Source organism: Amycolatopsis magusensis (assembly GCF_017875555.1).
Lineage (GTDB): Bacteria > Actinomycetota > Actinomycetes > Mycobacteriales > Pseudonocardiaceae > Amycolatopsis > Amycolatopsis magusensis.
The window spans coordinates 6,724,125-6,744,073 of record NZ_JAGGMS010000001.1; the positions used below are offsets into that span (position 1 = coordinate 6,724,125).

21 protein-coding genes are annotated in these 19,949 nt (G+C 71.9%); 8 read left to right on the forward strand and 13 right to left on the reverse strand.

What is annotated here, in order from left to right:
• Positions 1–118 precede the first annotated feature (118 nt).
• On the reverse strand, positions 119–2,797 hold the full coding sequence (locus JOM49_RS29820; RefSeq protein WP_209667506.1) for a helix-turn-helix transcriptional regulator: 2,679 nt from the start codon (positions 2,795–2,797) through the stop codon (positions 119–121).
• A 98-nt stretch (positions 2,798–2,895) separates the two neighbouring features.
• Between JOM49_RS29820 and JOM49_RS29825 the strand changes: the two genes are divergently transcribed.
• A complete protein-coding gene (locus tag JOM49_RS29825; protein ID WP_209667507.1) occupies positions 2,896–3,312 on the forward strand; it encodes a hypothetical protein in 417 nt (138 codons plus the stop codon).
• A 1-nt stretch (position 3,313) separates the two neighbouring features.
• Here JOM49_RS29825 and JOM49_RS29830 read toward each other — a convergent pair whose 3' ends face one another.
• Genes JOM49_RS29830 through JOM49_RS29850 form a run of 5 tightly spaced genes read right to left on the reverse strand, consistent with a single transcriptional unit; the run spans position 3,314 to position 8,917 of the window.
• Positions 3,314–5,512: an acyl-CoA dehydrogenase family protein gene (locus tag JOM49_RS29830; protein ID WP_209667508.1), complete on the reverse strand. Its 2,199-nt coding sequence runs from the start codon at positions 5,510–5,512 to the stop codon at positions 3,314–3,316.
• 13 nt (positions 5,513–5,525) lie between these two features.
• A complete protein-coding gene (locus JOM49_RS29835; RefSeq protein WP_209667509.1) occupies positions 5,526–6,404 on the reverse strand; it encodes an SDR family oxidoreductase in 879 nt (292 codons plus the stop codon).
• A 13-nt stretch (positions 6,405–6,417) separates the two neighbouring features.
• Positions 6,418–7,263 carry a MaoC/PaaZ C-terminal domain-containing protein gene (locus JOM49_RS29840; RefSeq protein WP_209667510.1) on the reverse strand — a complete coding sequence of 282 codons (846 nt, stop codon included), beginning with the start codon at positions 7,261–7,263 and terminating at the stop codon, positions 6,418–6,420.
• Entirely contained in the window at positions 7,263–7,694 is a 432-nt protein-coding gene (locus JOM49_RS29845; RefSeq protein WP_209667511.1) for a type II toxin-antitoxin system Rv0910 family toxin, read from the reverse strand. The genes JOM49_RS29840 and JOM49_RS29845 overlap by 1 nt, the downstream gene beginning before the upstream one ends.
• Before the next feature lie 32 nt (positions 7,695–7,726).
• Positions 7,727–8,917 carry a lipid-transfer protein gene (locus JOM49_RS29850; protein ID WP_209667512.1) on the reverse strand — a complete coding sequence of 397 codons (1,191 nt, stop codon included), beginning with the start codon at positions 8,915–8,917 and terminating at the stop codon, positions 7,727–7,729.
• Positions 8,918–9,013: 96 nt separating this feature from the next.
• On the opposite strand from JOM49_RS29850, the gene JOM49_RS29855 reads away from it, so the two are divergent.
• Entirely contained in the window at positions 9,014–9,703 is a 690-nt protein-coding gene (locus tag JOM49_RS29855; RefSeq protein WP_209667513.1) for a TetR/AcrR family transcriptional regulator, read from the forward strand.
• Positions 9,704–9,716: 13 nt separating this feature from the next.
• Here JOM49_RS29855 and JOM49_RS29860 read toward each other — a convergent pair whose 3' ends face one another.
• A complete protein-coding gene (locus JOM49_RS29860) occupies positions 9,717–10,436 on the reverse strand; it encodes a type 1 glutamine amidotransferase domain-containing protein (protein ID WP_282768539.1) in 720 nt (239 codons plus the stop codon).
• Positions 10,437–10,563: 127 nt separating this feature from the next.
• Between JOM49_RS29860 and JOM49_RS29865 the strand changes: the two genes are divergently transcribed.
• Positions 10,564–11,439 (forward strand): helix-turn-helix transcriptional regulator, encoded by an 876-nt coding sequence (locus JOM49_RS29865; RefSeq protein WP_245369526.1) that lies wholly within the window; start codon positions 10,564–10,566, stop codon positions 11,437–11,439.
• A 9-nt stretch (positions 11,440–11,448) separates the two neighbouring features.
• Here the strand turns inward: JOM49_RS29865 and JOM49_RS29870 are convergent, their stop codons facing one another.
• Both JOM49_RS29870 and JOM49_RS29875 read right to left on the reverse strand, forming a co-directional pair.
• Positions 11,449–12,447 (reverse strand): hypothetical protein, encoded by a 999-nt coding sequence (locus JOM49_RS29870; protein ID WP_209667515.1) that lies wholly within the window; start codon positions 12,445–12,447, stop codon positions 11,449–11,451.
• A gap of 2 nt (positions 12,448–12,449) precedes the next feature.
• Positions 12,450–12,848, reverse strand: a complete 399-nt coding sequence (locus JOM49_RS29875; protein WP_372444230.1) for a sigma-70 family RNA polymerase sigma factor — start codon at positions 12,846–12,848, stop codon at positions 12,450–12,452.
• Between the two features lie 260 nt (positions 12,849–13,108).
• Here JOM49_RS29875 and JOM49_RS29880 point away from each other — a divergent pair, with 260 nt between their 5' ends.
• The 5 genes from JOM49_RS29880 to JOM49_RS29900 all read left to right on the forward strand — a co-directional run bounded on the left by JOM49_RS29880 (position 13,109) and on the right by JOM49_RS29900 (position 16,602).
• Positions 13,109–13,555 carry a hypothetical protein gene (locus tag JOM49_RS29880; RefSeq protein ID WP_209667516.1) on the forward strand — a complete coding sequence of 149 codons (447 nt, stop codon included), beginning with the start codon at positions 13,109–13,111 and terminating at the stop codon, positions 13,553–13,555.
• 24 nt (positions 13,556–13,579) lie between these two features.
• A complete protein-coding gene (locus JOM49_RS29885) occupies positions 13,580–14,770 on the forward strand; it encodes a sensor histidine kinase (RefSeq protein ID WP_245369527.1) in 1,191 nt (396 codons plus the stop codon).
• Complete coding sequence (locus JOM49_RS29890; RefSeq protein WP_209667517.1) at positions 14,770–15,420, forward strand: response regulator; 651 nt, start codon at positions 14,770–14,772, stop codon at positions 15,418–15,420. Before JOM49_RS29885 ends, JOM49_RS29890 begins: the two co-directional genes overlap by 1 nt.
• 101 nt (positions 15,421–15,521) lie before the next feature.
• Positions 15,522–16,055 carry a hypothetical protein gene (locus tag JOM49_RS29895; protein ID WP_209667518.1) on the forward strand — a complete coding sequence of 178 codons (534 nt, stop codon included), beginning with the start codon at positions 15,522–15,524 and terminating at the stop codon, positions 16,053–16,055.
• 16 nt (positions 16,056–16,071) lie between these two features.
• On the forward strand, positions 16,072–16,602 hold the full coding sequence (locus JOM49_RS29900) for a hypothetical protein (RefSeq protein ID WP_209667519.1): 531 nt from the start codon (positions 16,072–16,074) through the stop codon (positions 16,600–16,602).
• Positions 16,603–16,623: 21 nt separating this feature from the next.
• Here the strand turns inward: JOM49_RS29900 and JOM49_RS29905 are convergent, their stop codons facing one another.
• The 4 genes from JOM49_RS29905 to JOM49_RS29920 form a co-directional block, all read right to left on the reverse strand.
• Positions 16,624–17,457: a hypothetical protein gene (locus JOM49_RS29905; RefSeq protein ID WP_209667520.1), complete on the reverse strand. Its 834-nt coding sequence runs from the start codon at positions 17,455–17,457 to the stop codon at positions 16,624–16,626.
• Positions 17,458–17,518: 61 nt separating this feature from the next.
• Positions 17,519–18,949, reverse strand: a complete 1,431-nt coding sequence (locus JOM49_RS29910; protein ID WP_209667521.1) for a DHA2 family efflux MFS transporter permease subunit — start codon at positions 18,947–18,949, stop codon at positions 17,519–17,521.
• Positions 18,950–19,098: 149 nt separating this feature from the next.
• Positions 19,099–19,449: a hypothetical protein gene (locus tag JOM49_RS29915; RefSeq protein ID WP_209667522.1), complete on the reverse strand. Its 351-nt coding sequence runs from the start codon at positions 19,447–19,449 to the stop codon at positions 19,099–19,101.
• 86 nt (positions 19,450–19,535) lie between these two features.
• Positions 19,536–19,718, reverse strand: coding sequence for an antitoxin (locus JOM49_RS29920; protein WP_209667523.1), 183 nt, complete (start codon positions 19,716–19,718; stop codon positions 19,536–19,538).
• Between the last annotated feature and the right edge of the window lie 231 nt (positions 19,719–19,949).

The window sequence follows — 19,949 nt, forward strand, 5'->3', positions numbered from 1 at the left end:
CGCAACCTCGATCGGACTACCCCGTGCGGCCACCGGCAAACCGCACTTGGCTTGAGCCCTCCCTGCGGCGAGTGCTGGAGGACGGACTAAGCCGCCCGGGCGCGGTGATCCACCGAATTCAGGCGCCGATGCCGGGCTGGTCACGCAACTGCCTGCGCGAGGTGATCCCGAGCTTGCGGAAGATGTTGCGCAGGTGCGCGTCCACCGTGCGCGGGCTGAGGAACAGCCTGGCCGCGACTTCGCCGGAGGTGGCGCCGGTGGCGACCAGCCGGGCGACGTGTGTTTCCTGCATGGTGAGCCGGTCGTGGCTGGGCCCGGACCGGCGGCGCGCGGTTTCGCCGGTGGCCTTCAGCTCGTCGGCCGCGCGCTGGGCGAAGGCTTCGACGCCCGCAGTGGACAGCAGGTCGTGAGCGAGGCGCAGCTGCGTGCGGCTGTCGCGCCTGCGGCCCGCGCGGCGCAGCCACTCGCCGTACAGCAACCGCGCCCGCGCCAGGTAGGGCGACAGCGGGCTGTGCTCGAGGTGCTCGATGGCTTCGCGGTAGTGCTCTTCGACGCCGGTGACCAGCCCGCGCGAGTAGGCGGCGACGCCGAGGCCGGTCGGCGTGCCGCCGGCTTCGGCTCGTTCGGCGAGGGAGCCGAGTGCGGTGACGGCGGTTTCCCTTTCACCGCAACGGATCGCGGCTTCCACCAGTTCCGGCAGGGCGGCCCCGGCGAGGAAGAGGTCACCGTCGTCCACCCCGCGGCGGGCGGCGGCCAGTGCGGCGGGGTAGTCGGCCAGGCCGTTGTGCAGGACCGCCGAAGCCCAGTGGACGTTGGCGAGCAACTGCCCGGCCCCGCTCCTGGACGCCGTGGCCGTGGCCGTGGCGAACTCCTGGCGCGCCTCGTCCCGGCGGCCGCGCATCGCGGCGAAGTGCAGCCGGGGGTAGAGCATCGGCGGCCCGCCGATCGCGTCGGCGATGGCCTCCTCCTCCGCGATCGCCGCCATCGCCCGGCCCAGCTCCCCCGCCATCGACGCGCCGGACGCGGCCAGTGCCAGGCCGAGGCGCAGGGTGAGCGGTGAGCCGGTCTCCCGGCCGTCCTTCAGCAGCCGCTCGGTGATGGCCAGGGGCAGGTCCGGATCCCAGAGCTCCCCCGCGATCATCACCGCGAACCCGGGCCGCTGTATCCACAGTGGACTGTCGCCGTGGGACAGGGCCTGGCGCAGTGCGGGTGCCGCCGCGCGGTGACCCTGGGTTTCGAGCAGTACCAACGCGTCCAGCACGTCCACGCCGGAGCTGGGCGGCGCGGTTCGCAGCGCGGCCAGCACCTTGTCCAGCACTCCGCTCGCGCGCCCGACGACGTGGGCCATCTCGAGCGCGTCCAGGTAGTACCCGCGGGCCGCGGCCGGGTCGGCGCCGGCCAGCCGCCGTGCGGCACGCAGCATGAACTCCGGGCCGCTGCCGTCGTTGTGCCGGACGAAGGCGATCTGCCCGCGCAACAGGTCGGCTTCGGCCTGCCTGCGCGCGTCCAGCGCGGAGTTGTCCACGAGCCCGAGCAGGTCCTCGGCCGCGTCCGTGGAGCCGGAGTCGAGTTTCGCGCGCACCGCCGCGAAGGTCCGCTCGACCCGCTTGGCCGGATCGAGCGTGAGCGCCGCCGAACGTTCGGCGAAAGCCGCCGCGGCCGCGATCCCGCCGCGTGACTGGGCGCGGTGCGCGGACCGTTCCAGTTCGGCGGCCACGTCTTCGTCGGGACCCGCGGTGGCCTGCGCTCGGTGCCAGGCGCGCCGGTCCGGGTCGACGGCGAAATCGGTGACCTCGGCCAGTGCGCCGTGCGCGGCACGCAACTGGCCCGCGGTGGCGGCGCGGTAGACCGCGGAACGGGCGAGCGGGTGGCAGAAGCGGACGCGGGTGGCGAACTCGACCATGCCGGTGGCGGCCGCGGTGGCGGCCGCGGCGGGCACGTCGATGCCGAGCCGGTCGGCGGCGGGCCACAGCAGGCCGGGGTCACCGGTCGGGTCGGCGCTCGCGATCGTCAGCAGCAGTCGTGCCTGGGCGGGCAGGTCCGGCAACCGTGCCTGGAAGCCGCGCTCCACACCGGACGGTACGGACGCCGGGCCGGGCGGGGCGAACCCACCGGCCCGCGGCAGTTCGAGCAGGGCCAGCGGGTTGCCGCGCGCCTCGGCGACGAGCTGATCGCGCACCTGCTCGTCCAGCGCCGCGTGACTCTCCCGGGTCAGCAACTCCCGTGCCTCCGGATCGCCGAGCCCGCCGACGTCCAGGCCCGGCAGCCCGTCCAGTTCCCCGCCGGAAACCCGGACGGCGAACACCATGGCGACCGGTTCGGCGGCCACGCGGCGGGCGAGGAAGGTCAGCGCCTTGCCCGACGCCGAATCGAGCCAGTGCGCGTCGTCGACCAGGCACAGCAGCGGGCTTTCCCGGGCCGCGGCACCCAGCAGCTCCAGCGTCGCCAGGCCGACCCGGAACAGGTCCGGCGTGCCGGCGCGGAGTCCGAAAGCGACTTCGAGGGCGTCACGGTGCGGAGCCGGGAGGTCACCGAGACGCCCCAGCACCGGCACGCACAACTGGTGCAGGGCGGCGTAGGGCAGTTCGGACTCGAACTCCGCCCCGGAGGCGTGGAGGATCCGGAAACCGGCGGCCGCCTGCCGGACGTGGCCGAGCAGCGCGCTCTTGCCGATGCCCGCCTGCCCGCGCAGGACCAGCACGCCGCCACGCCCCTCGCGCGCGGCCGCGGTCAGCTCGTCCAGCCGCCGGAGCTCCGCCCGCCTGCCCACGAGCGCACCGGGAACCTGGGTCCGCATGCCCAGGGATCGTAAAGCGCCTAGGTAGGTATCGCCGACGCGAGGGTGCCGGTCGCGGCGCGAAGGTGGTCCTGTCATCCACCAGAGGGGAACTCCGAGTGAACACCGTCACCACACCCCGCGTCGCCCCGGCCCGGTGGGCCGATCGGACCGGGCGCACCGTGCTGGCCGTCGACGCGGTCGCCACCCTCGGCGCCTTCGCCACCGGCATCCCGCTCGTCCTCGACGCCCCCGACGAGCACGTCCTCACCGAGTTCTGGCGCACCACCGCCTACCTCGTCTTCGCCGGCCTGTTCACGCTGCTCGCCGTCGCGCCGCGCAAGCAGCGTGGTCTGTGGGAACTGATCCTGGTGCACAAGATCGCCGTCACCGGGTTCGCGCTGATCGTGATCGACAAGCCGGCGGCGGTGCTGACCGCCGCGATCGACGGCGTCCTGGTCCTGACGGTCGTAGCGGCCTACGTGCTCTGCCGCGGCTGGCGAGCCTGGCGCCCCGCGCAGCTCGACCGGACCTGACTCAGCCGTCCACATCACGGGGAAGGCCCAGCATCCGCTCGCCGATCACGTTGAGCTGCACTTCGGTGGTACCGCCGTAGATGGTCATCGCGCGGCAGGCGAGCACCTGCTCCATCCACCGGTCGCTGGGTTCGCCCCGCACCGGCACGGCCCCGGCCACCCCCAGTTCGGCGAGGCAGAACTCGGCGATCTGCTGGCCGAACCGCATGCTGAGGAACTTGCTGACGCTCGCAGTGGTACTGACGTCGGCACCGGAGAGCTGCTTGAGCACCGTGCGGGCGCCGAGCAGGTCGAGCACCTGGTTCTCGCAGACGAACTCGCCGACGCGGTGGCGGGCGACCGCGTCCAGGTCGCGCCCGGCTGCGAAGCGCAGCAGGTCCGCCAGCGTCGGGTAGGAGGCGTTGCCGCGGCCCAGCGCGACCCGCTCACTGGAGAGCGTGGCCCGCGCGACGGTCCAGCCGTCGTTCACCTCGCCGACCACGCAGTCGTCGGGGATGAACACGTCGTCCAGGAACACCTCGTTGAACAACGCCGAACCGGTCGCCTCCCGCAGCGGCCGGACGGTCACCCCGGGCGTGGTCATGTCGAGGATGAAGTAGGTGATGCCCCGGTGCTTGGGCGCGTCCGGGTCGGTGCGGGCGATCAGCATGGCCCACTGCGAGAACTGCGCCACGGTGGTCCAGATCTTCTGCCCGTTGATCTTCCAGCCACCGTCGGCGCGTTCGGCCTTGGTGCTCAGCGAGGCGAGGTCGGAACCCGCGCCGGGTTCGGAGAAGAGCTGGCACCACACGACTTCACCGCGCAGCGTCGTCACGACCACGCGCTGCTTCTGCTCCTCGGTGCCGTAGGCGACGATGGGCGGGACCGCCCAGCCGCCCATCAGCAGTTCGGGCAGCTGGATCCCGGCGTGCTTGAGCTCCTCGCCGATCACCACCTGTTCCAACGGATCGGCGCCCCGGCCGTACGGGCGCGGCAGGTACGGCTGCACCCAGCCGCCGTCGCCGAGCGCCACCAGCTGCTCGTCCGGGGAGAGCGCGGCGATCACGGCCAGTTCCCGGCGGACGCCGGCCCGGATCCGCTCGCTGCCCTCGGGCAGGTCGATCCGGGTGGCGCGGGTGACGCCGTCCAGTGCCTGCCGGGCCACCGCCTCCGTCCACTCGGTACCGCGGCCGAGCAGGGCACGCAGGGTCAGCGCGCGCCGGTAGTACAGGTGCGCGTCGTGTTCCCAGGTGAACCCGATGCCGCCGAGCACCTGGATGCAGTCGGCACCGCAGCGCACGGCGGCGTCCGGGGCGACGACGGCGGCCACCGCGGCGGCGAACCCGGCGGTTTCCTCACCGGCGTCGAGCGCCCTGGCCGCGTCCCACACCGCGGCCCTGGCGCGTTCCAGCTCGACGCCCATCCCGGCGCACTTGTGCTTGACCCCCTGGAACTGCCCGATCGGCCTGCCGAACTGGACCCGCACCGCGGCGTACTCGGCGGCCGTGCTCGTGCACCAGGAGGCGACCCCGACCGCGTCGGCCCCGAAGAGCACGGCGGCGGTGGACCGGACCCGCTCGGCGGTGAGCGCGTCCAGCACCCGCCCGGCGGGCACCACCACGCCGTCCGCCTCGACCCGCGCGCTGCGCCGCACCACGTCCAGGCTGTCCTGCTCGCGGACGGTCAGCTGCTCCCGGTCCAGCACGACCCAGCGCAGGTCGCCGCCGATCCGGGCGGGCAGCAGCAGGACGTCGGCCACCGCTCCCCCGAGCACGCCGACGGTCTCCCCGGACACCGTCACCCCGTCCCCGGATTCCACGCCCGACAACGGATCGGCCAGGCCGACCGCGCCCACGCGGGACCCGTCGGCGAGGCCGGGCAGCAACTCGGCACCCACCTTCGCGTCGGCGGCGACCAGCAGCGCGGAGGCCAGTGTCGTCGGCAGCAGCGGTCCGGGCTGCGCGGCCCGCCCCAGTGCCTCCAGCGCGACCGCCAGCTCCAGCAGGCCCGCGCCCTGCCCGCCGTGTTCCTCGGGCACGTGCAGCCCGAGCAGTCCCTGCCCGGCCAGTTCGGCCCAGAACGGCGGCAGGCTCTCGGCCTTCGCGTCCACGGCGGCGCGGAGCACCGCCGGGGTGAGGTGCCGCTCGGTGAACCGGCGGACCGAGTCGGCGAGCGCGGTGTGCTCCTCGGTCAGGCCGAGGCCGAGCTGGTAACCGGTCATGGTGCGTGCTCCTTCAAGCCCAGTCGGCCAGTTTTTCGTCGATGCCGGACACCGTCCACGGGCCATCGGTCTCCACCGTGCGCCCGCCGCGCCAGCCCTCCAGTTCGAAGATGGCGCCGCCCTGCACGGCGAACACGCGGCCGGTGAACGGGCATTTCTCCGTGCCGAGGTAGGCCACCAGCGGCGCGATGTTGGCCGGGCTGAACGCGTCGAACTCGCCCTCGGGCACCTCCTGGGCGAACAGCGCCCCCATACCGGGCGTGGCCAGCGTGAGCCGGGTGCGCGCGACCGGCGCGATGGCGTTCACCCGCACCCCGTACCGCTCGAGTTCCTGCGCGGCGACCAGGGTCAGCGCCGCGATGCCCGCCTTCGCCGCGCCGTAGTTCGCCTGGCCGGCGTTGGGCATGAAGGTGCCCGACGCCGACGCGGTGTTGATCACCGACGCGGTCACCGGCTGCCCCGCCTTGGCCCTGGCCTTCCAGTACGCCGCGGCGTGGCGCAACGGCGCGAAGTGGCCTTTGAGGTGCACCGAGATCACCGCGTCCCACTGCGCTTCGTCCATTCCGGCGAGGAACGCGTCCCGCAGGATGCCCGCGTTGTTGACCAGCACGTCGAGCCCGCCGAACCGCTCGACGGCGGTGTCGATCAACGCTTTCGCGCCGTCCCAGTCGGCCACGTTGTCCGTGCTGGCCACCGCCCGGCCGCCCGCGGCGGTGATCTCGTCCACGACCTGCTGCGCGGGCCCGGCGTCCGAGCCGCTGCCGTCGTTGGCGCCGCCGAGGTCGTTGACCACCACCGAGGCGCCTTCCGCGGCGAAGAGCAGGGCGTGCTCCCGGCCGATCCCGCGTCCCGCGCCGGTGACCACCGCCACCCGCCCGTCGAGTACTCCCATGTCCCGTTCCCTTCTAGTGGCTCAGTTCGGCCAGGCCGTCCTTGACGACCAGCTCACCGTCCACTGTGGTCTCATAAGCCCAGGAACCGCTGCCCGCCCGCCAGACCCGGGTGGTCAGGTCCTGCCCGGGCAGCACCGGTTTGGCGAAGCGCACCGCCAGCCGCCGCAGTCTGTCCACATCGGACCCGGCGAGCTCGGTGAGCACCGCCCACGAGGTGAAGGCCATCGTGCACAGGCCGTGCGCGATGATCCCGGGCAGCCCGGACATCCTGGCCAGCTCGTCGTCGAGGTGGATGGGCATCGGATCGCCCGCGGCGGGCCCGTAGCGGAAGGTCTGGTCCTCGTCGACGTGCGCGACGACCTCGGCGACCGGTTCGGTTTCCCGCAGCGACTCGTCGAACCGGTGCGACGGCGCCGCCTCACCGACCGAGGTACCGGCGTCGGCCTTGCGGAAGAACGCCGTCATCCACTGCTCGTTGACCAGTTCGCCGTGCGCGTCCACGGTTTCGGTGCGCACCACCACCGCGGTGCCGTTCGGCCTGCCGGTGAAGCCGATCGGCCTGGCCCGCGAGGTCAGCACGTCACCGGGCCGGATCGGCCGGTGGAACCGGAAGTCCTGTTCCCCGTGCAGCAGCCGGGAAAGCAGGTCGACCGGCGCCACCGACAGCGCCGCGGGCACCAGCGAGTCGAACACCGGCACGATCGCGAACACCGGCGGCGCCACGGAGCCGTCCCGGTGCCGCGCGATCGGGTCGTTGGTCGCCTCGGCGTACTGGCTGATCCGCTCGGCGGTGACCTCGAAGGTGGCGGGCTCGGTCCACTGCCCGATCCCGGTGGGGTCGAACTCCGGGGCGGTCATCAGCTCACCAGTTCGGCGAGTTTCGCCACGGACCGCTCCAGTTCGCCCTTGGTGCTCTTGCCCACCGCCGCGCCGATCGGGCCGACGATCATCTGCCCGGTGAACTCGGCGTCGATGTCGGCCTCGCTGCCGTCGCCCTGGGGCTGCACGGTCAGCGTGAACGACACCTTCACCCCGGCCATCCCGGTCCCGCTGATCTTCAGCGAGTGCGGCTCGTCGTACTCCTCGACGGTCCACTCGATCTTGTTGGCCATGCCCATCACCGAGACCACCTCGGTGACCTTGCTGCCCTGCCGGATCTCCGCCGGGAACTCACCGCTCCACTTCTGGTGGATGGTCAGCCACTCCTCGAATCGGCTGAGGTCGGACACCGTCGCCCACGCCTTCTCCGGGGTGCACGGCAGGTCCACGGACACGTTGACCTTGGTCATCGTCGTTCTCTCCTTCGGTTCTTCCCGGCGGCTCAGCGGTCCGCCGGGCGGTAGGCGGTCACCACTGCGGCGCCGCCGAGGCCGATGTTGTGCTGCAGCGCGATCCCGGCGCCCTCGACCTGGCGCGCGTCGGCCGTGCCGCGTAGCTGCCAGGTCAGTTCGGCGCACTGCGCCAGCCCGGTGGCGCCGAGCGGGTGGCCCTTCGAGATGAGCCCGCCGGAGGGGTTGACCACCCAGCGGCCGCCGTAGGTGGTGTCACCGGCGTCGATGAGCTTGCCGCCCTCCCCTTCGGCACACAGGCCGAGCGCTTCGTAGGTGAGCAACTCGTTGGTGGAGAAGCAATCGTGCAGCTCGATGACGTCGACGTCCTCGGGGCCGATGCCCGCCTGCTCGTACACCCGGTTCGCGGCGGCGCTGGTCATCTTCGCGCCCACCAGGCTGATCGCGCTCTTGTCGTCGAAGGTGCTGCGCATGTCCGTCACCATGGCCTGCCCGGCGATCTCGATCGCTTGGGCGGCTAGCCCGTGTTCCTCCACGAACGCCTCGCTGGCGATGATCGCGGCGCCGGACCCGTCGGAGGTCGGTGAGCACTGCAGCTTCGTCAGCGGGTCGTAGATCGTCTTCGCGGCGAGGATCTCGTCCAGTGTGTACTCGTCGCGGAACTGCGCGTACGGGTTGTTCACCGAGTGCCGGTGGTTCTTCACGGCGATCTTGGCGAACTGCTCGGCCGTGGTGCCGTACTTCTCGATGTGCTCACGGCCGGCGGCGCCGAACATGTAGGGCGCGGGCGGCATCGCGAACTCCTGCAGTTCGGCCAGCGCCAGCAGGTGCTTCATCATCGGCTGCTCGCGGTCCTCGTAGGTGGACCCCAGCGAGCCGGGCTGCATCTTCTCGAAACCGAGCGCGAGCGCGCACTCGGCGCTGCCGCTGCGCACCGCCTGGACGGCCAGGAACAACGCCGTCGAGCCGGTCGAGCAGTTGTTGTTCACGTTGATGACCGGGATGCCGGTCAGCCCGAGTTCGTAGACCGCGCGCTGCCCGGAGGTGGACTCGCCGTAGACGTAGCCCACATAGGCCTGCTCGACGCGCTCGTAGTCGATCCCGGCGTCGGCCAGCGCGTTCGTGCCCGCCTCGCGCGCCATGTCCGGGTAGTCCCAGTCCCGGCCGCCCGGCTTCTCGAACTTGGTCATGCCGACGCCGATCACATACGCCCTGCCGCCCACCGGCGCCTCCTCGCTCGAAGTTACTGCGACAGCATGCCGCAGATAATTGCCTGCGACAAGGTGTCGCAGGCAACTCGCGAGAAGTACGCTCCGGAGATGCTCGAATCCGCGAACACCCCGGACGGGGTCGACGGGCGCTCGACCCGCTGGGACGCGCACAAGGCGCAGCGCAGGCTGGCGGTGCTGGACGCCGCGGTCGGCGCGATCGAGCGGGAGGGACCCGGTGTCGGGGTCAAGCAGATCGCCGAAGAGGTGGGCGTGCCGCGCTCGGTGGTCTACCGCCACTTCAAGGACCGCGCGGACCTCGACGAGCAGATCCGCACCCGGATCGTCGAGTCGCTGATGACCGAACTCGCGCCCACCCTGCGCCCGGACGGCACCGCCACCCAGGCGATCCGCCGCGCGGTCACCACCTACCTCGGCTGGATCGAGCGGCACCCCCGGCTGCACGCCTTCCTCGGCACCGGGGCGCGCCCGGCAGGCGGCGGCTCGGGCGTGGTCGTCGGCACCAAGGCGGCGATCGCCCACCAGGCCGCCGAGCTGTTCGCCGCCGCGCTCACCCCGGCCGGGAAGGACCCCGGCCTCGCCGCGTCGATCGCCTTCGGCATCGTCGGGTTCGTCGACGCGGCGGTCAACCGCTGGCTCGCCGACAAGCGGGCCACCCTGAGCACCACCGAGTTCACCGAGTTCCTCACCCGCTCGACCTGGGCGATCCTCGACAGCAACCTGCGGGCCTCCGGGGTCGAGCTGGACCCGGACCGGCCGGTCAGCGAGATACTCGGCTGACCGGCCGGGACGCTCAGCCGAGCGCGGCCACCATGGCCTCGGCCATCGGCGCGCTCGACGCGGGGTTCTGGCCGGTGAACAGGTTCCCGTCGCGCAGGGTGAACGGCTGGTAGGCCGGTCCACCGGAGTGCTTCGCACCCCACTCCCGCAGGCGGCTGGCGAGCAGCCAGGGCGCGCCTTCCGCGGTGCCGAACAAGCGCTCCTCCTCGTCGGTGAACGCCGCCATCTCCCGCCCGGCGAACAGCCAGCGGCCCTCGGAGTCCACAGCGGACAGCAGCGCCGCCGGGCCGTGGCAGACGGCGCCGATGGGCTTGCCCGCCGCGTCCGCCGCGGTGAGCAGGCGGCCGAGGTCGGCGTCCTGGTGGAGGTCGACCACCGGGCCGTGGCCGCCGGGCAGCACCACCGCGGCGTAGTCGTCGATGTCGACCTCGCCGAGCTTGAGCAGCGGCCCGAACTCCCGCAGCGCCTTCTCGGCGTGCTCGACGTACCGGCCGCAGTCCGCTCCGGCGACCGCCGGGTCGGCGCTGTGCCGGTCGAGCGGCTGCCGCACGCCGCCGGGTGCGGCGAAGTCGACGGTGAACCCGGCCTCGACGAACTTCTGGTGCGGGGCGGCGAGTTCCTCGGCCCAGTACCCGGTCGGGTAGGCGGAGCCGTCGGTCCGCTCCCAGGTGTCGGCGGCGGACATGACGATCAGGATCTTGCGCACGGAGTTGTCCTTTCCGGAGTGTTCCACGAGGTCCAGCGTGGTCCTCCGGAAGCCTCCGCGGAGGCTCATCTCGCGCCCTGCGCGACCTCGGACGCGGCAACCTAGGACTCGGAGGTCCAGGTTCCGGTGGCCGGGTTCGGGGACAATGGCCGCCATGGCCGACACCAACCGGGAACTCGCCGACTTCCTGCGGCGGGCACGTGCCCAGGTCGACCCGGAACGGGCGGGACTGCCACCGGACGGCCGGGTGCGCCGCGTGCCCGGCCTGCGCCGGGAGGAGGTCGCGCGGCTGGCCGGGGTGTCCACCGACTACTACGCCCGGCTCGAGCAGGGACGGCGCATCATGCCTTCCGCCGCCGTGGTGCAGGCGATCGGCCGGGCACTCGGGCTCGACGACGCGGGCCGCGCCCACCTGGAGGACCTCATCGGCCTGGCGGCGGCACCGGCCCGGCGGGGAGCCCGGGGGGTGCAGCGCGTGCGTCCCGGGCTCTACCAGCTCCTCGACGCCCTCGACGGCGAGCCCGCGCTCATCCTGGGCCGCCGCACCGACGTCCTGGCCTCGAACCGGGTGGCGAAGGCGCTGTTCACCGACTTCGACCGGCTGCCGGCGACCCAGCGCAACTACGCGCGCTGGATGTTCCTCGACGAGGACGCCCGGTCGCTGTTCGCCGACTGGCCGGACCAGGCCAGGGCCGCGGTCGAGAGCCTCCGGTTCGAGGCGGGCCGCGACCCCGGCGACCGCGCCACCGCCGAACTGATCGCCGAGCTGGGCGAGCGCAGCCCCGAATTCCGGCGGTGGTGGGAAGAACACCGGGTCCACCAGCGCACCCACGGGGCCAAACGGCTGCGCCACCCCGTCGTCGGGGAGCTGACCGTCGACTACGAGACCCTGACCCCGCCCGGAGATCCCGACACCACCCTGTTCGTCTACACCACCGAAGCCGGTTCCCCGTCCCGGCGGGCCCTGGACCTGCTCGCCAGCTGGACGGCGTCCGATGTGGACAGTGAGGGCACCCGGCCCGCGCGGTGACCGGGGTGGTCAGCCGATCATCTTGGTGCTCCAAGCGCTCTCGTCGGGCCCGAGCAGGGTCAGCCGGTCCAGCAGGCCCTCCGCGCCGCCGATCGCGCCGAGATCGGCGGCCACCGGGCGGTCGACGGTGACGCACGCGACGAGCCCCTTGTCCTCGGTGCAGACCGGGTCCTCCGCTTTGGGCGGGCGCCCGCCGATCGTGGTCACCTTGAGGTGGACGTTCGCGCCGTGCACCGAGTACCGCAGGTCCAGCTCCCACGGGCCGCCACCGCGGTCCGGGCGCCGCACCAGCGCCCCGTCCGCGAGCTTGAAGTTCTCCGGCAGCGCGCTGATGCGGATCGGCACCGCCACCGGCCGCTCCCCCACCGTCACCCCTTCGGCCACCCGCAGCAGCGCCTGCTCCGGGTCCCGCACGTCGAGGTAGTAGGCGTGCACCTCGAGCCAGCGGCCGTCCCCGACCGGCCAGCGCAGGTAGCTGTCCCCGCCGTTGAGGGGGTCCGCGGCGCTGCGGCTCACCCAGTACCCGTCGCGGCCCGCGATCCGCACCGGCACCCGGGTCGCGCCCGGCCCGATCTGCCTGGTGCGGTCCAGCGGCGGTTCCTGGTCGTGCACGGTCAGCCAGATCATCGCCGGGTTCTCCCCGCGCCCGATGGCGAGGGAGGACGTGCCGTACTCGCCCACGCGGTACTCCACCCCGAAGATCCCGTCCGGCAGCCAGCCGAAATCCGCCTTGGCCACCAGCGGGTGCACCGCCGGGTCGACCGGCGGGAGCGCCGGTGCCGGTGCCGGTCCGGCGACCCGGTGCTCGGGGGTGGGCCCACCGGGTACCGACACCGCGACCACCCCGCCGGCGACCACGGCCGTGACACACCCGGCGATCACCGCGTAGGTGCGCACCCGGCGGCGCCGCTTGCCGTCACGCCGCGCGCGCTCGACGTCGACCGTGATCGGCGGCGCGGGCACCTCGGCGAGTTCGATCAGCTTCAGCTTGAGTTCGTGCTCGCTCATGGTCATCCCTCCGGGGTGGCGATCGGCTCGGCGGGCAGCAGCAGGCGCAACGCGTCGACGGCTCTCGCGGTCTGGCTCTTGACCGTCCCGTCGGAACAGCCCAGGATCCTGGCCACCTCCGCCACCGGCAGATCGGCGTAGTACCGCAGCACCACGGTCGCCCGCTGACGCGGTGGCAGCCGGTCCAGCGCGGCCCGCAGGTCCAGCGCGGCCTCCCGGTCCGTGTCCGGCACGGGCTGTTCGCGGTCGGTGCCCCGCAGGTCGACCAGCCGTCGCCACGACGTCCGCTGCTCGGCCAGGAAGGCGTTGACCAGCGTCCGGCGCGCGTAGCCGTCCAGGTTGTCGGCCCTGGCCGCGCGGTGCCAGTGCGTGTACAGCCGGGTGATCGCGGTCTGGACCAGGTCGTCGGCCCGGTGCTAGTCCCCGCAGAGCAGGTAGGCGACCTTGCGCAACCAGGGCACCCGTGTACTGACGAATTCGGTGAACCCCGTGTCCACCGGCGCCGCGCCCATCGGCGCCACCTCACTTCCGCTCGTTCTCCGCCCAACACCCCCTTGATGCGCCCGGCCGCCGGAAAGGTTGCACGCGTCCCTCGGCCGAAAGTACGAGTCCTGGCGTCCTCGCCCTGCGGTGGCCCGCCCGGCCGTCCTAGATTCCCGGCATGACTACCGAAACGAGGCGGGCGACCCCGCCGATCACCGTTGTCCTGGCGTTCTTCGGCTTCCTGGTCTCCACCGTCACCGCGATCGCCAGCGGCCTGCTGATCCTGGGCGCGCGGGAGGAACTCGCGACGACCCTGCAGGACGCCGATCCCACGCTGAACGGCGAACGGCTCGACCAGGCCGTGCTGCTGGCGCAGGGTTTCGCGCTCGCCGTGGTCGCGGTGCTGGTCATCGGCTACCTGTGGTTGTCGTTCAAGCTGAAGGCGGGCCGCAACTGGGCGCGGGTGGCGCTCACCGTGCTCACCCTGCTGCAGGCCGCGTCGCTGCTCACCGGCGAGACATCGTGGGCGGGCTATCTGAGCTGCGGGGTGGCCGTGATCGCGGTGGTGCTGAGCTACCTGCCGCCGTCCAACGCCTACATCGCCGGGGCTGGGCGTGCGGGCTGAGCCCGCTGCTGGATGATGCCCGTCATGCGCAGAGCGGGAACCGCGGCCCGGCGGGGTGTGCTCGTCACCGAGATCGCCGCGCTGGTCGCGGCCACGGCCGCCGATTTCGTGCTGGCGCTGCGGTTCCCCGGTCCCGACAGCGGCTGGACCGGGGCGCTGGCCGGAATCCTGGCGCCGGCGGGTTCGGCGATGGCGGTGCTGGGCGTGCTGCGGCGGCGGTTCCCCCGCCACGTCGGGGTGCTCGGCGGCACCGTCGCCGCGCTCTCGGCGATCAGCACGGTCGTCGCGGTGCTCGCCGGGCCGGGCGGCGCCCAGCCGATGCTCACCGAGACCGTGGCCGCCGGGGTGCTCACCGCCGCCGCCTGCCGCCGGCTCGCCCCGATGCACGCGGTCGCGCTGACGCTCGCGCTGGGCGTGGTGATGATCGCCGCTCCCCTGCTGCGCTACGGCTTCGACACCACCGAAGCGCTGCTCGCGGTGGCGGCCGCGGCCTACTGGGGCGGGTGCCTCGGCGTCGGGCTGATCCTGCGCGACGCCGACGGCCGCCAGCGCGCGGTGCTGGACCGGGTCCGCGCCCACGAACGCCTCCAGCTGGCCAGGGAACTGCACGACCTGGTGTCGCACCACGTCAGCGGGATCGTGGTGCGGGTGCAGGCCGCTCGCGCGATCACCGAAGCCGGCCCCGGCGGGCAGGACCACGCCGAGGTGTACCGGGAGATCGAGGAGGCGGGCGGTGAAGCGCTGACCGCGGCGCGGCGCCTCGTCGGCATGTTGCGCGATACCGAACACGTCCCGCCGCCCCCGGGCACGGGCCTCGGTGACGCCGTGCGCGCCGCCGCCGGGAGCGTCCGCGTGGACATCGCCGAAGAACTGGACCAGCTCGAAATCCCGCCACAGCTGGCGGCGACCGTGCACCGCGTGGTGCTCGAAGCGCTGACCAACGTCCGCAGGCACGCCCCGGACGCCACCGAAGTTTCCGTGTCCGCGCGCACCGAAGCCGACGAGCTCGTGCTCGAAGTGCGCAACAACGGCGTGCCCGCCTCGCCCGGCCCTTCTCCCGGCGGCTTCGGCATCATCGGCATGACCGAGCGGATCACCATGCTCGGGGGCAGCCTGACCGCCGGAGCGGAACCGGACCGGCGCTGGCTCGTCACCGCGCGCCTGCCCCTCGGCGCCGAGGAACTGCCGTTCAGCTCGCTCTCCTTGGGGATCTGATGACCATCCGGGTACTCGTCGCCGACGACCAGACACTGGTGCGCACCGGTTTCCGGCTGGTGCTGGACGCCGCGCCGGACATCGAGGTGATCGCCGAAGCCGCCGACGGCGAGGCCGCGGTCCGCCTGGCGCGGCGCCTGCGGCCCGACGTCACGCTGATGGACATCCGGATGCCCAAAGTGGACGGACTGCGGGCCACCGGGCAACTGGCGGGTCCCGGGGTGGCGGACCCGCTGCGAGTGGTCGTGGTGACCACCTACGACGCCGACGAGAACGTCTACGCCGCCCTGCTCGGCGGTGCCTGCGGGTTCCTGCTCAAGGACGCCGGTCCCCGGTTGCTGGTGGAGGCGGTGCGCTCGGCGGCCAACGGCGAGGCGATGGTCTCCCCGGCGGTGACCGTGCGCCTGCTGGCCCGGTTCACCGAAACCGTGCGGCGCCGGGCCCAGCCGGTACCGACCCCGCTGACCGCCCGCGAATCCGACGTGGTGCTCGCGGTCGCCCGCGGCCGGACCAACGCCGAGATCGCCGACGACCTCGGCATTTCGCTGTCCACGGTGAAAACGCACCTGGCGAGCGCGCAGGGCAAGCTCGAAGTCCGCAATCGCACCGAAGTCGCCATCTGGGCGTGGCAGCGCGGCCTGCTCCGCTGAGACGGCCTGCGGCATCTGCCGCCCCGGGCGGTGTGGGACGCCCCTTCAGGCTGTCCTGAAGAGGCTCGACAGCAAATCGCACCCGATGCGATCGTCCTCTCGTGAAAACTGGACACAAGAAAAGAGCGGCCATCGTCGCCGGACTGGTCAGCATCGCCGGCCTGATCGGCTCGGGCAGCGCCTCAGCCGCGCCACAGCCCGATGCCGCGACGGGCAAATACTGCGTGACCACGCTCAAGAAACTCCAGCCGGGCGAGGCCACCTCCAAAGTCACCTCCCGAAGGTGCAGCGACGATCCGGCCACTCTCGAAATGGCCAAGAGTTCCGGTATCGCCCTTGCCTTCCTGCACGAACACGACAACCTGGGCGGCAACTGGTCGATCTACCAGGGCGAGGACGGCCCTTGTGACGCCTCCGGCTACGGCATCGACTGGGTCGGCGCCGCCATGCACCACAAGGCGTCCTCCATCCTGACCGACAACTGGTGCAACAGCCTCACCCTGTTCCAGAACTCCTACCGGGACCCTTCGGCGGGCTCGGCTTACATTTCCCAGCCCGGCTGGCAGGCCGGCCGCTGGAATTCGCTGCCGCAGTTCAATGATCGCACGGCCTCCTTCAACATCTTCCAACGATGATCCGGTGGTTTTCCTGATGGACAACAGCAACAAAAGGGCGGCCATCGTCGCCGGACTGGTCAGCATCGCCGGCCTGATCGGCTCGGGCAGCGCCTCAGCCGCGCCACAGCCCGATGCCGCGACGGGCGAATACTGCGTGACCACGCTCAAGAAGCTCAAGCCGGGCGAGACGGCATCCGAAGTTGTTTCTCGCCAGTGCGGTAACGACCCCGCCATTGCCACGAGCGCGGCGAGTGCCGAAAACGTCCTCGTCACTCTGTATACGGACAATGACTACAAAGGTCACTGGGAGATGTTCTTCGGGCAGGACGGGCCCTGTGACCAAAGTGGCTACGGCATCAACTCGGTCGGCTTCGAAATGGAGAACGCGACTTCGTCACTCATCACCCATTCATGGTGCAACGACGTGACGTTGTACAACTGGGTCGGACGTGACCCGGGCGGTGGCACCTACCGGCTGAGGAGTCTTGGCACCGAAATCTCCGGCTGGGAAGCGCTGCCGGGATTCAACGACGCGACCTCTTCGCTCCACCTCTCCCAGTACTGACCGGAGTTCCGGCCTGGAGTGCTAGAGGCCGTAACGGGGTTTGAGGTGGCGCCACCAGTCGCGGAACATCCACTTGTCGAACTCGGTGATCTCGCCGGCGCTGCCCGCTTTCATCAGGAAGCAGCAGACGCCGGACGGGGTCCAGTCGTAGAAGTCGTCCAAGCCGAAGGTGTGGCCCACCTCGTGCAGGTAGATGTGGATGTTCTCGCTGTCGAGGTTGGCGGCGAAGTACTCGCTGCCCACGCGCTGTCCCCAGTCGCCACCGGCGCCACCGCCCATGCCGGCGGTGAGCCAGAGCGACATGTCGTAGTGCCGGGCCGCACCGCCGGGACAGCGCGAATAGTCGCCGTCCTGGTGGAAGAACCGGCCGCAGTCCGCAGCGCACTGGGGCGCGTTCTCGTTGATGTCGTTGACGTAGACGTCTACGGAGTTGTCCGTCCACTGCAGGGTCGAGCGGTCGCGCACCGCCCAGCCGACAGCCTTGACCGGCACGCTCTGGTACGGCCAGGACTCCCAGCCCTGCCCGTTGTCCAGCAAGGCCGCCATCCACTTGGTGAACTGCCGCGACAGCGAGGCGTGGATCCGGTCCCGCAGCGCCGCGGACACCGGTGCCGTCGAATCCCAGCGCACGCAGTAGTTGACGTAGCCGCCGTTGGCCATGATCTGGTCCCAGCCGTAGTTGCGGAACCCGTGCAGATCGGGATACGTGCTCTCGACGTGCTGCCACACCTCGCCGAGCGGCTGGACGAGGTGGCCCGGCGGGTTCCACGCCCGGACAGCGGGGCCTGCCGACGCTTCACCGGTGACGAGCAGCAAAGCGGCGCAGGCAGCGACGAAACCACGGAGGACGCGCACCCCGTCACCCTAGGCCGGGTGAGGGGGCACAATCCCGGCCGCCGCGTGGAGTCGGGCGGCCTTACGCCTTGGCCGCGCCGGGGGCCCGGCGGACGAACAGCGAGGTGATCAGCGCCAGCACCCCGACCACCCCGGCCACGAGGAAGGCGGTGCGCAGGCCGGCGGCGTCCGGGCCGGTGCCCGAGCCGGTGCTGCCGAGCGTGGCCACGCTGACGAAGACCGCCGTGCCGAACGCCCCCGCGACCTGTTGCAGCGTGGCGAGGATGGCGCTGCCGTGGGAATGCAGGTGATCGGGCAGCACGCCGAGCGACTCGGCCATCAGCGGGGTCATCATGAACCCGAGCCCGCCCATCAGCAGCACGTTGATGGCGATGACCGCGCCCAGTGGCGCGCCCGGCCCGAGGGTGGCGAACAGCCACAGCGCCGCCGCCATCGCCGCGGCGCCCGGGATCACCAGCGGCCGCGCGCCGAAGCGGTCGAACAGCGCCCCGACCGGGCGGCCCAGCAGCCCGAGCACCAGCCCGCCGGGCAGCACGGCCAGTCCGCTGACGAAGGTGCTGGTGTGCAACACGGTCTGCAGGTAGAGCGGCAGCATGATCGAGGCGACGCCGATCAGGCACACGAACAGCAGCGCGGTGAGCGTGAGCGCCACCACGAAACTGCGGTGGGTGAACGGGCGCAGGTCGAGCAGCGCCCGGTCCTCGCGCTGCAGCCGCGTCTGGCGCCAGGTGAACACCACCAGCGCGACCACGCCCACGACGATCGGGAGCCACGGCGGCACCGGGTGCTCCCCGCCGCCCTCGCCGAACGAGGCCAGCCCGTAGAGCACGCCGCCGAAGCCGACCGCGGACAGCAGCACCGACGCCACGTCCAGCGGCACCTTGCGCGGCTCACCGTCGAGGCGGAACCAGATCGCCCCGATGACCAGCGCCGCCACCGCCAGCGGCAGCACGATCCAGAACATCCACCGCCAGTCCAGCGCGGACAGCACCGCGCCGCCGACGGTCGGCCCGATCGCCGGGGCCACGGCGATGACGATGGTGATCGTGCCCATGGTCGCGCCCCGGCGTTCCGGCGGCACCAGGCGCATCACCGAGGTCATCAGCAGCGGCAGCATCATCGCCGTGCCGCAGGCCTGGACCACCCGCCCGGCCAGCAGCACCTCGAACCCGGGCGCCAGCCCGCTGAGCAGCGTGCCCGCGCTGAACAGGCTCAGCGAGGCCAGCAGCACCTGGCGCGGGGTGAAGCGTTCGAGCAGGAAGCCCGTGGTCGGGATGACCACCGCCATGGTCAGCAGGAAGCCGCTGGTCAGCCACTGCACGGTGGTGGTGGAGACGCCGAGGTCGACGGTCAGGTCGCGCAGGGCGACGCTCAGGATCGTCTCGTTCAGGATCATCACGAATGCGGCGATGACCATCACGCTGATCAGCAGACCGGACCGCGCGGGCGCGACGGTGTCGCGTTCGACCGTGGCGGTCGTGGGGCCGGGCATGGGAAAAGCACCTCGCAGGGAGTCGGGATACGCCGAAGCCAGAACGCCACGATGCGGCCAGCCTGATCAGTGTATACGTCGACTCCGCGGGGCCGGTCCAGGGAATTACCGGGGTACCCCGCCGCTATCCACAGTGGACTGGCGCGCGGTCAGGCACCCCGGGAACGCGCGACGAGAGCCGTCGCGATGAGTGATGCGCCGAGCACGGCGGCGACGAGGGCCAGTCCCCCGGCCAGCGGCGAGGACAACAGCAGCGCCACCCCGGAGCCGACGCGCCGCGAGCGGCCGTGGCGCCACAGTTCGACGGTGTCCGCCGCCAGCGTCACCACCGCGACCAGCAGGAACGGCACCAGCACCAGCGAGAAGACCGCCACGTAGCCGTGCCGGTCGCTCTCGGCCACGACCAGGTCCTCGTGTCCGGTCAGTTGCAGCACCACCCGCGTCACCGCCCAGATCGCGATGAGCAGGCCCGCCAGGACCAGGCCCCGCCGCGGCCACAAGAGCCGTGCTCGTACCGGACGGCTGCGGGAAACCATGAGCCATGCTAACCACGGCCGCGGCGGGGTGAAGCGGAAAACGCGGGACTTCAGGCGCCCTCGGGCCTGCCGTCCTTGCGCAGGTAGTCCTTCGCCTTGTCCGAGGCCTGGTCGACCTTGTCGGCGTGGTCGCCGAACTTAGACTTGGCCGCGTCGGCGGCCTTGTCGACGCCCTTCTCGGCCTGGTCCGGGTTCTTGCTGATGGCGTCTTTGGCCTTGTCGAACAAACTCATCATCCACTCCTCGAGCAGGTGGCTGGGCGTGTCCAGCCGCTCGCCCAGAGTTGCCGCGGCGGGTGCGGACCCAAACCGGGACGGCACCGACTCCCCCTGAAGGCGTGAACCGGCACCCGAGGGACCGGGTGTTGACGAAAGCGTCACCGTCCTGAAACATTTGACTGCTGCCTCGCAAAAACACAACAAGATCATGAAATAACCGGGAAGTGGAGCTCCCGGAGCTGGGGC

Coding starts and splice junctions, on each gene's coding strand:
- JOM49_RS29910 (WP_209667521.1), bottom strand. CDS start 18,949: ATGCCCGGCCCCACGACCGCCACGGTCGAACGCGACACCGTCGCGCCC.
- JOM49_RS29865 (WP_245369526.1), top strand. CDS start 10,564: ATGGCCGACACCAACCGGGAACTCGCCGACTTCCTGCGGCGGGCACGT.
- JOM49_RS29880 (WP_209667516.1), top strand. CDS start 13,109: ATGACTACCGAAACGAGGCGGGCGACCCCGCCGATCACCGTTGTCCTG.
- JOM49_RS29885 (WP_245369527.1), top strand. CDS start 13,580: ATGCGCAGAGCGGGAACCGCGGCCCGGCGGGGTGTGCTCGTCACCGAG.
- JOM49_RS29900 (WP_209667519.1), top strand. CDS start 16,072: ATGGACAACAGCAACAAAAGGGCGGCCATCGTCGCCGGACTGGTCAGC.
- JOM49_RS29830 (WP_209667508.1), bottom strand. CDS start 5,512: ATGACCGGTTACCAGCTCGGCCTCGGCCTGACCGAGGAGCACACCGCG.
- JOM49_RS29840 (WP_209667510.1), bottom strand. CDS start 7,263: ATGACCGCCCCGGAGTTCGACCCCACCGGGATCGGGCAGTGGACCGAG.
- JOM49_RS29845 (WP_209667511.1), bottom strand. CDS start 7,694: ATGACCAAGGTCAACGTGTCCGTGGACCTGCCGTGCACCCCGGAGAAG.
- JOM49_RS29920 (WP_209667523.1), bottom strand. CDS start 19,718: ATGAGTTTGTTCGACAAGGCCAAAGACGCCATCAGCAAGAACCCGGAC.
- JOM49_RS29855 (WP_209667513.1), top strand. CDS start 9,014: ATGCTCGAATCCGCGAACACCCCGGACGGGGTCGACGGGCGCTCGACC.
- JOM49_RS29820 (WP_209667506.1), bottom strand. CDS start 2,797: ATGCGGACCCAGGTTCCCGGTGCGCTCGTGGGCAGGCGGGCGGAGCTC.
- JOM49_RS29890 (WP_209667517.1), top strand. CDS start 14,770: ATGACCATCCGGGTACTCGTCGCCGACGACCAGACACTGGTGCGCACC.
- JOM49_RS29870 (WP_209667515.1), bottom strand. CDS start 12,447: ATGAGCGAGCACGAACTCAAGCTGAAGCTGATCGAACTCGCCGAGGTG.
- JOM49_RS29835 (WP_209667509.1), bottom strand. CDS start 6,404: ATGGGAGTACTCGACGGGCGGGTGGCGGTGGTCACCGGCGCGGGACGC.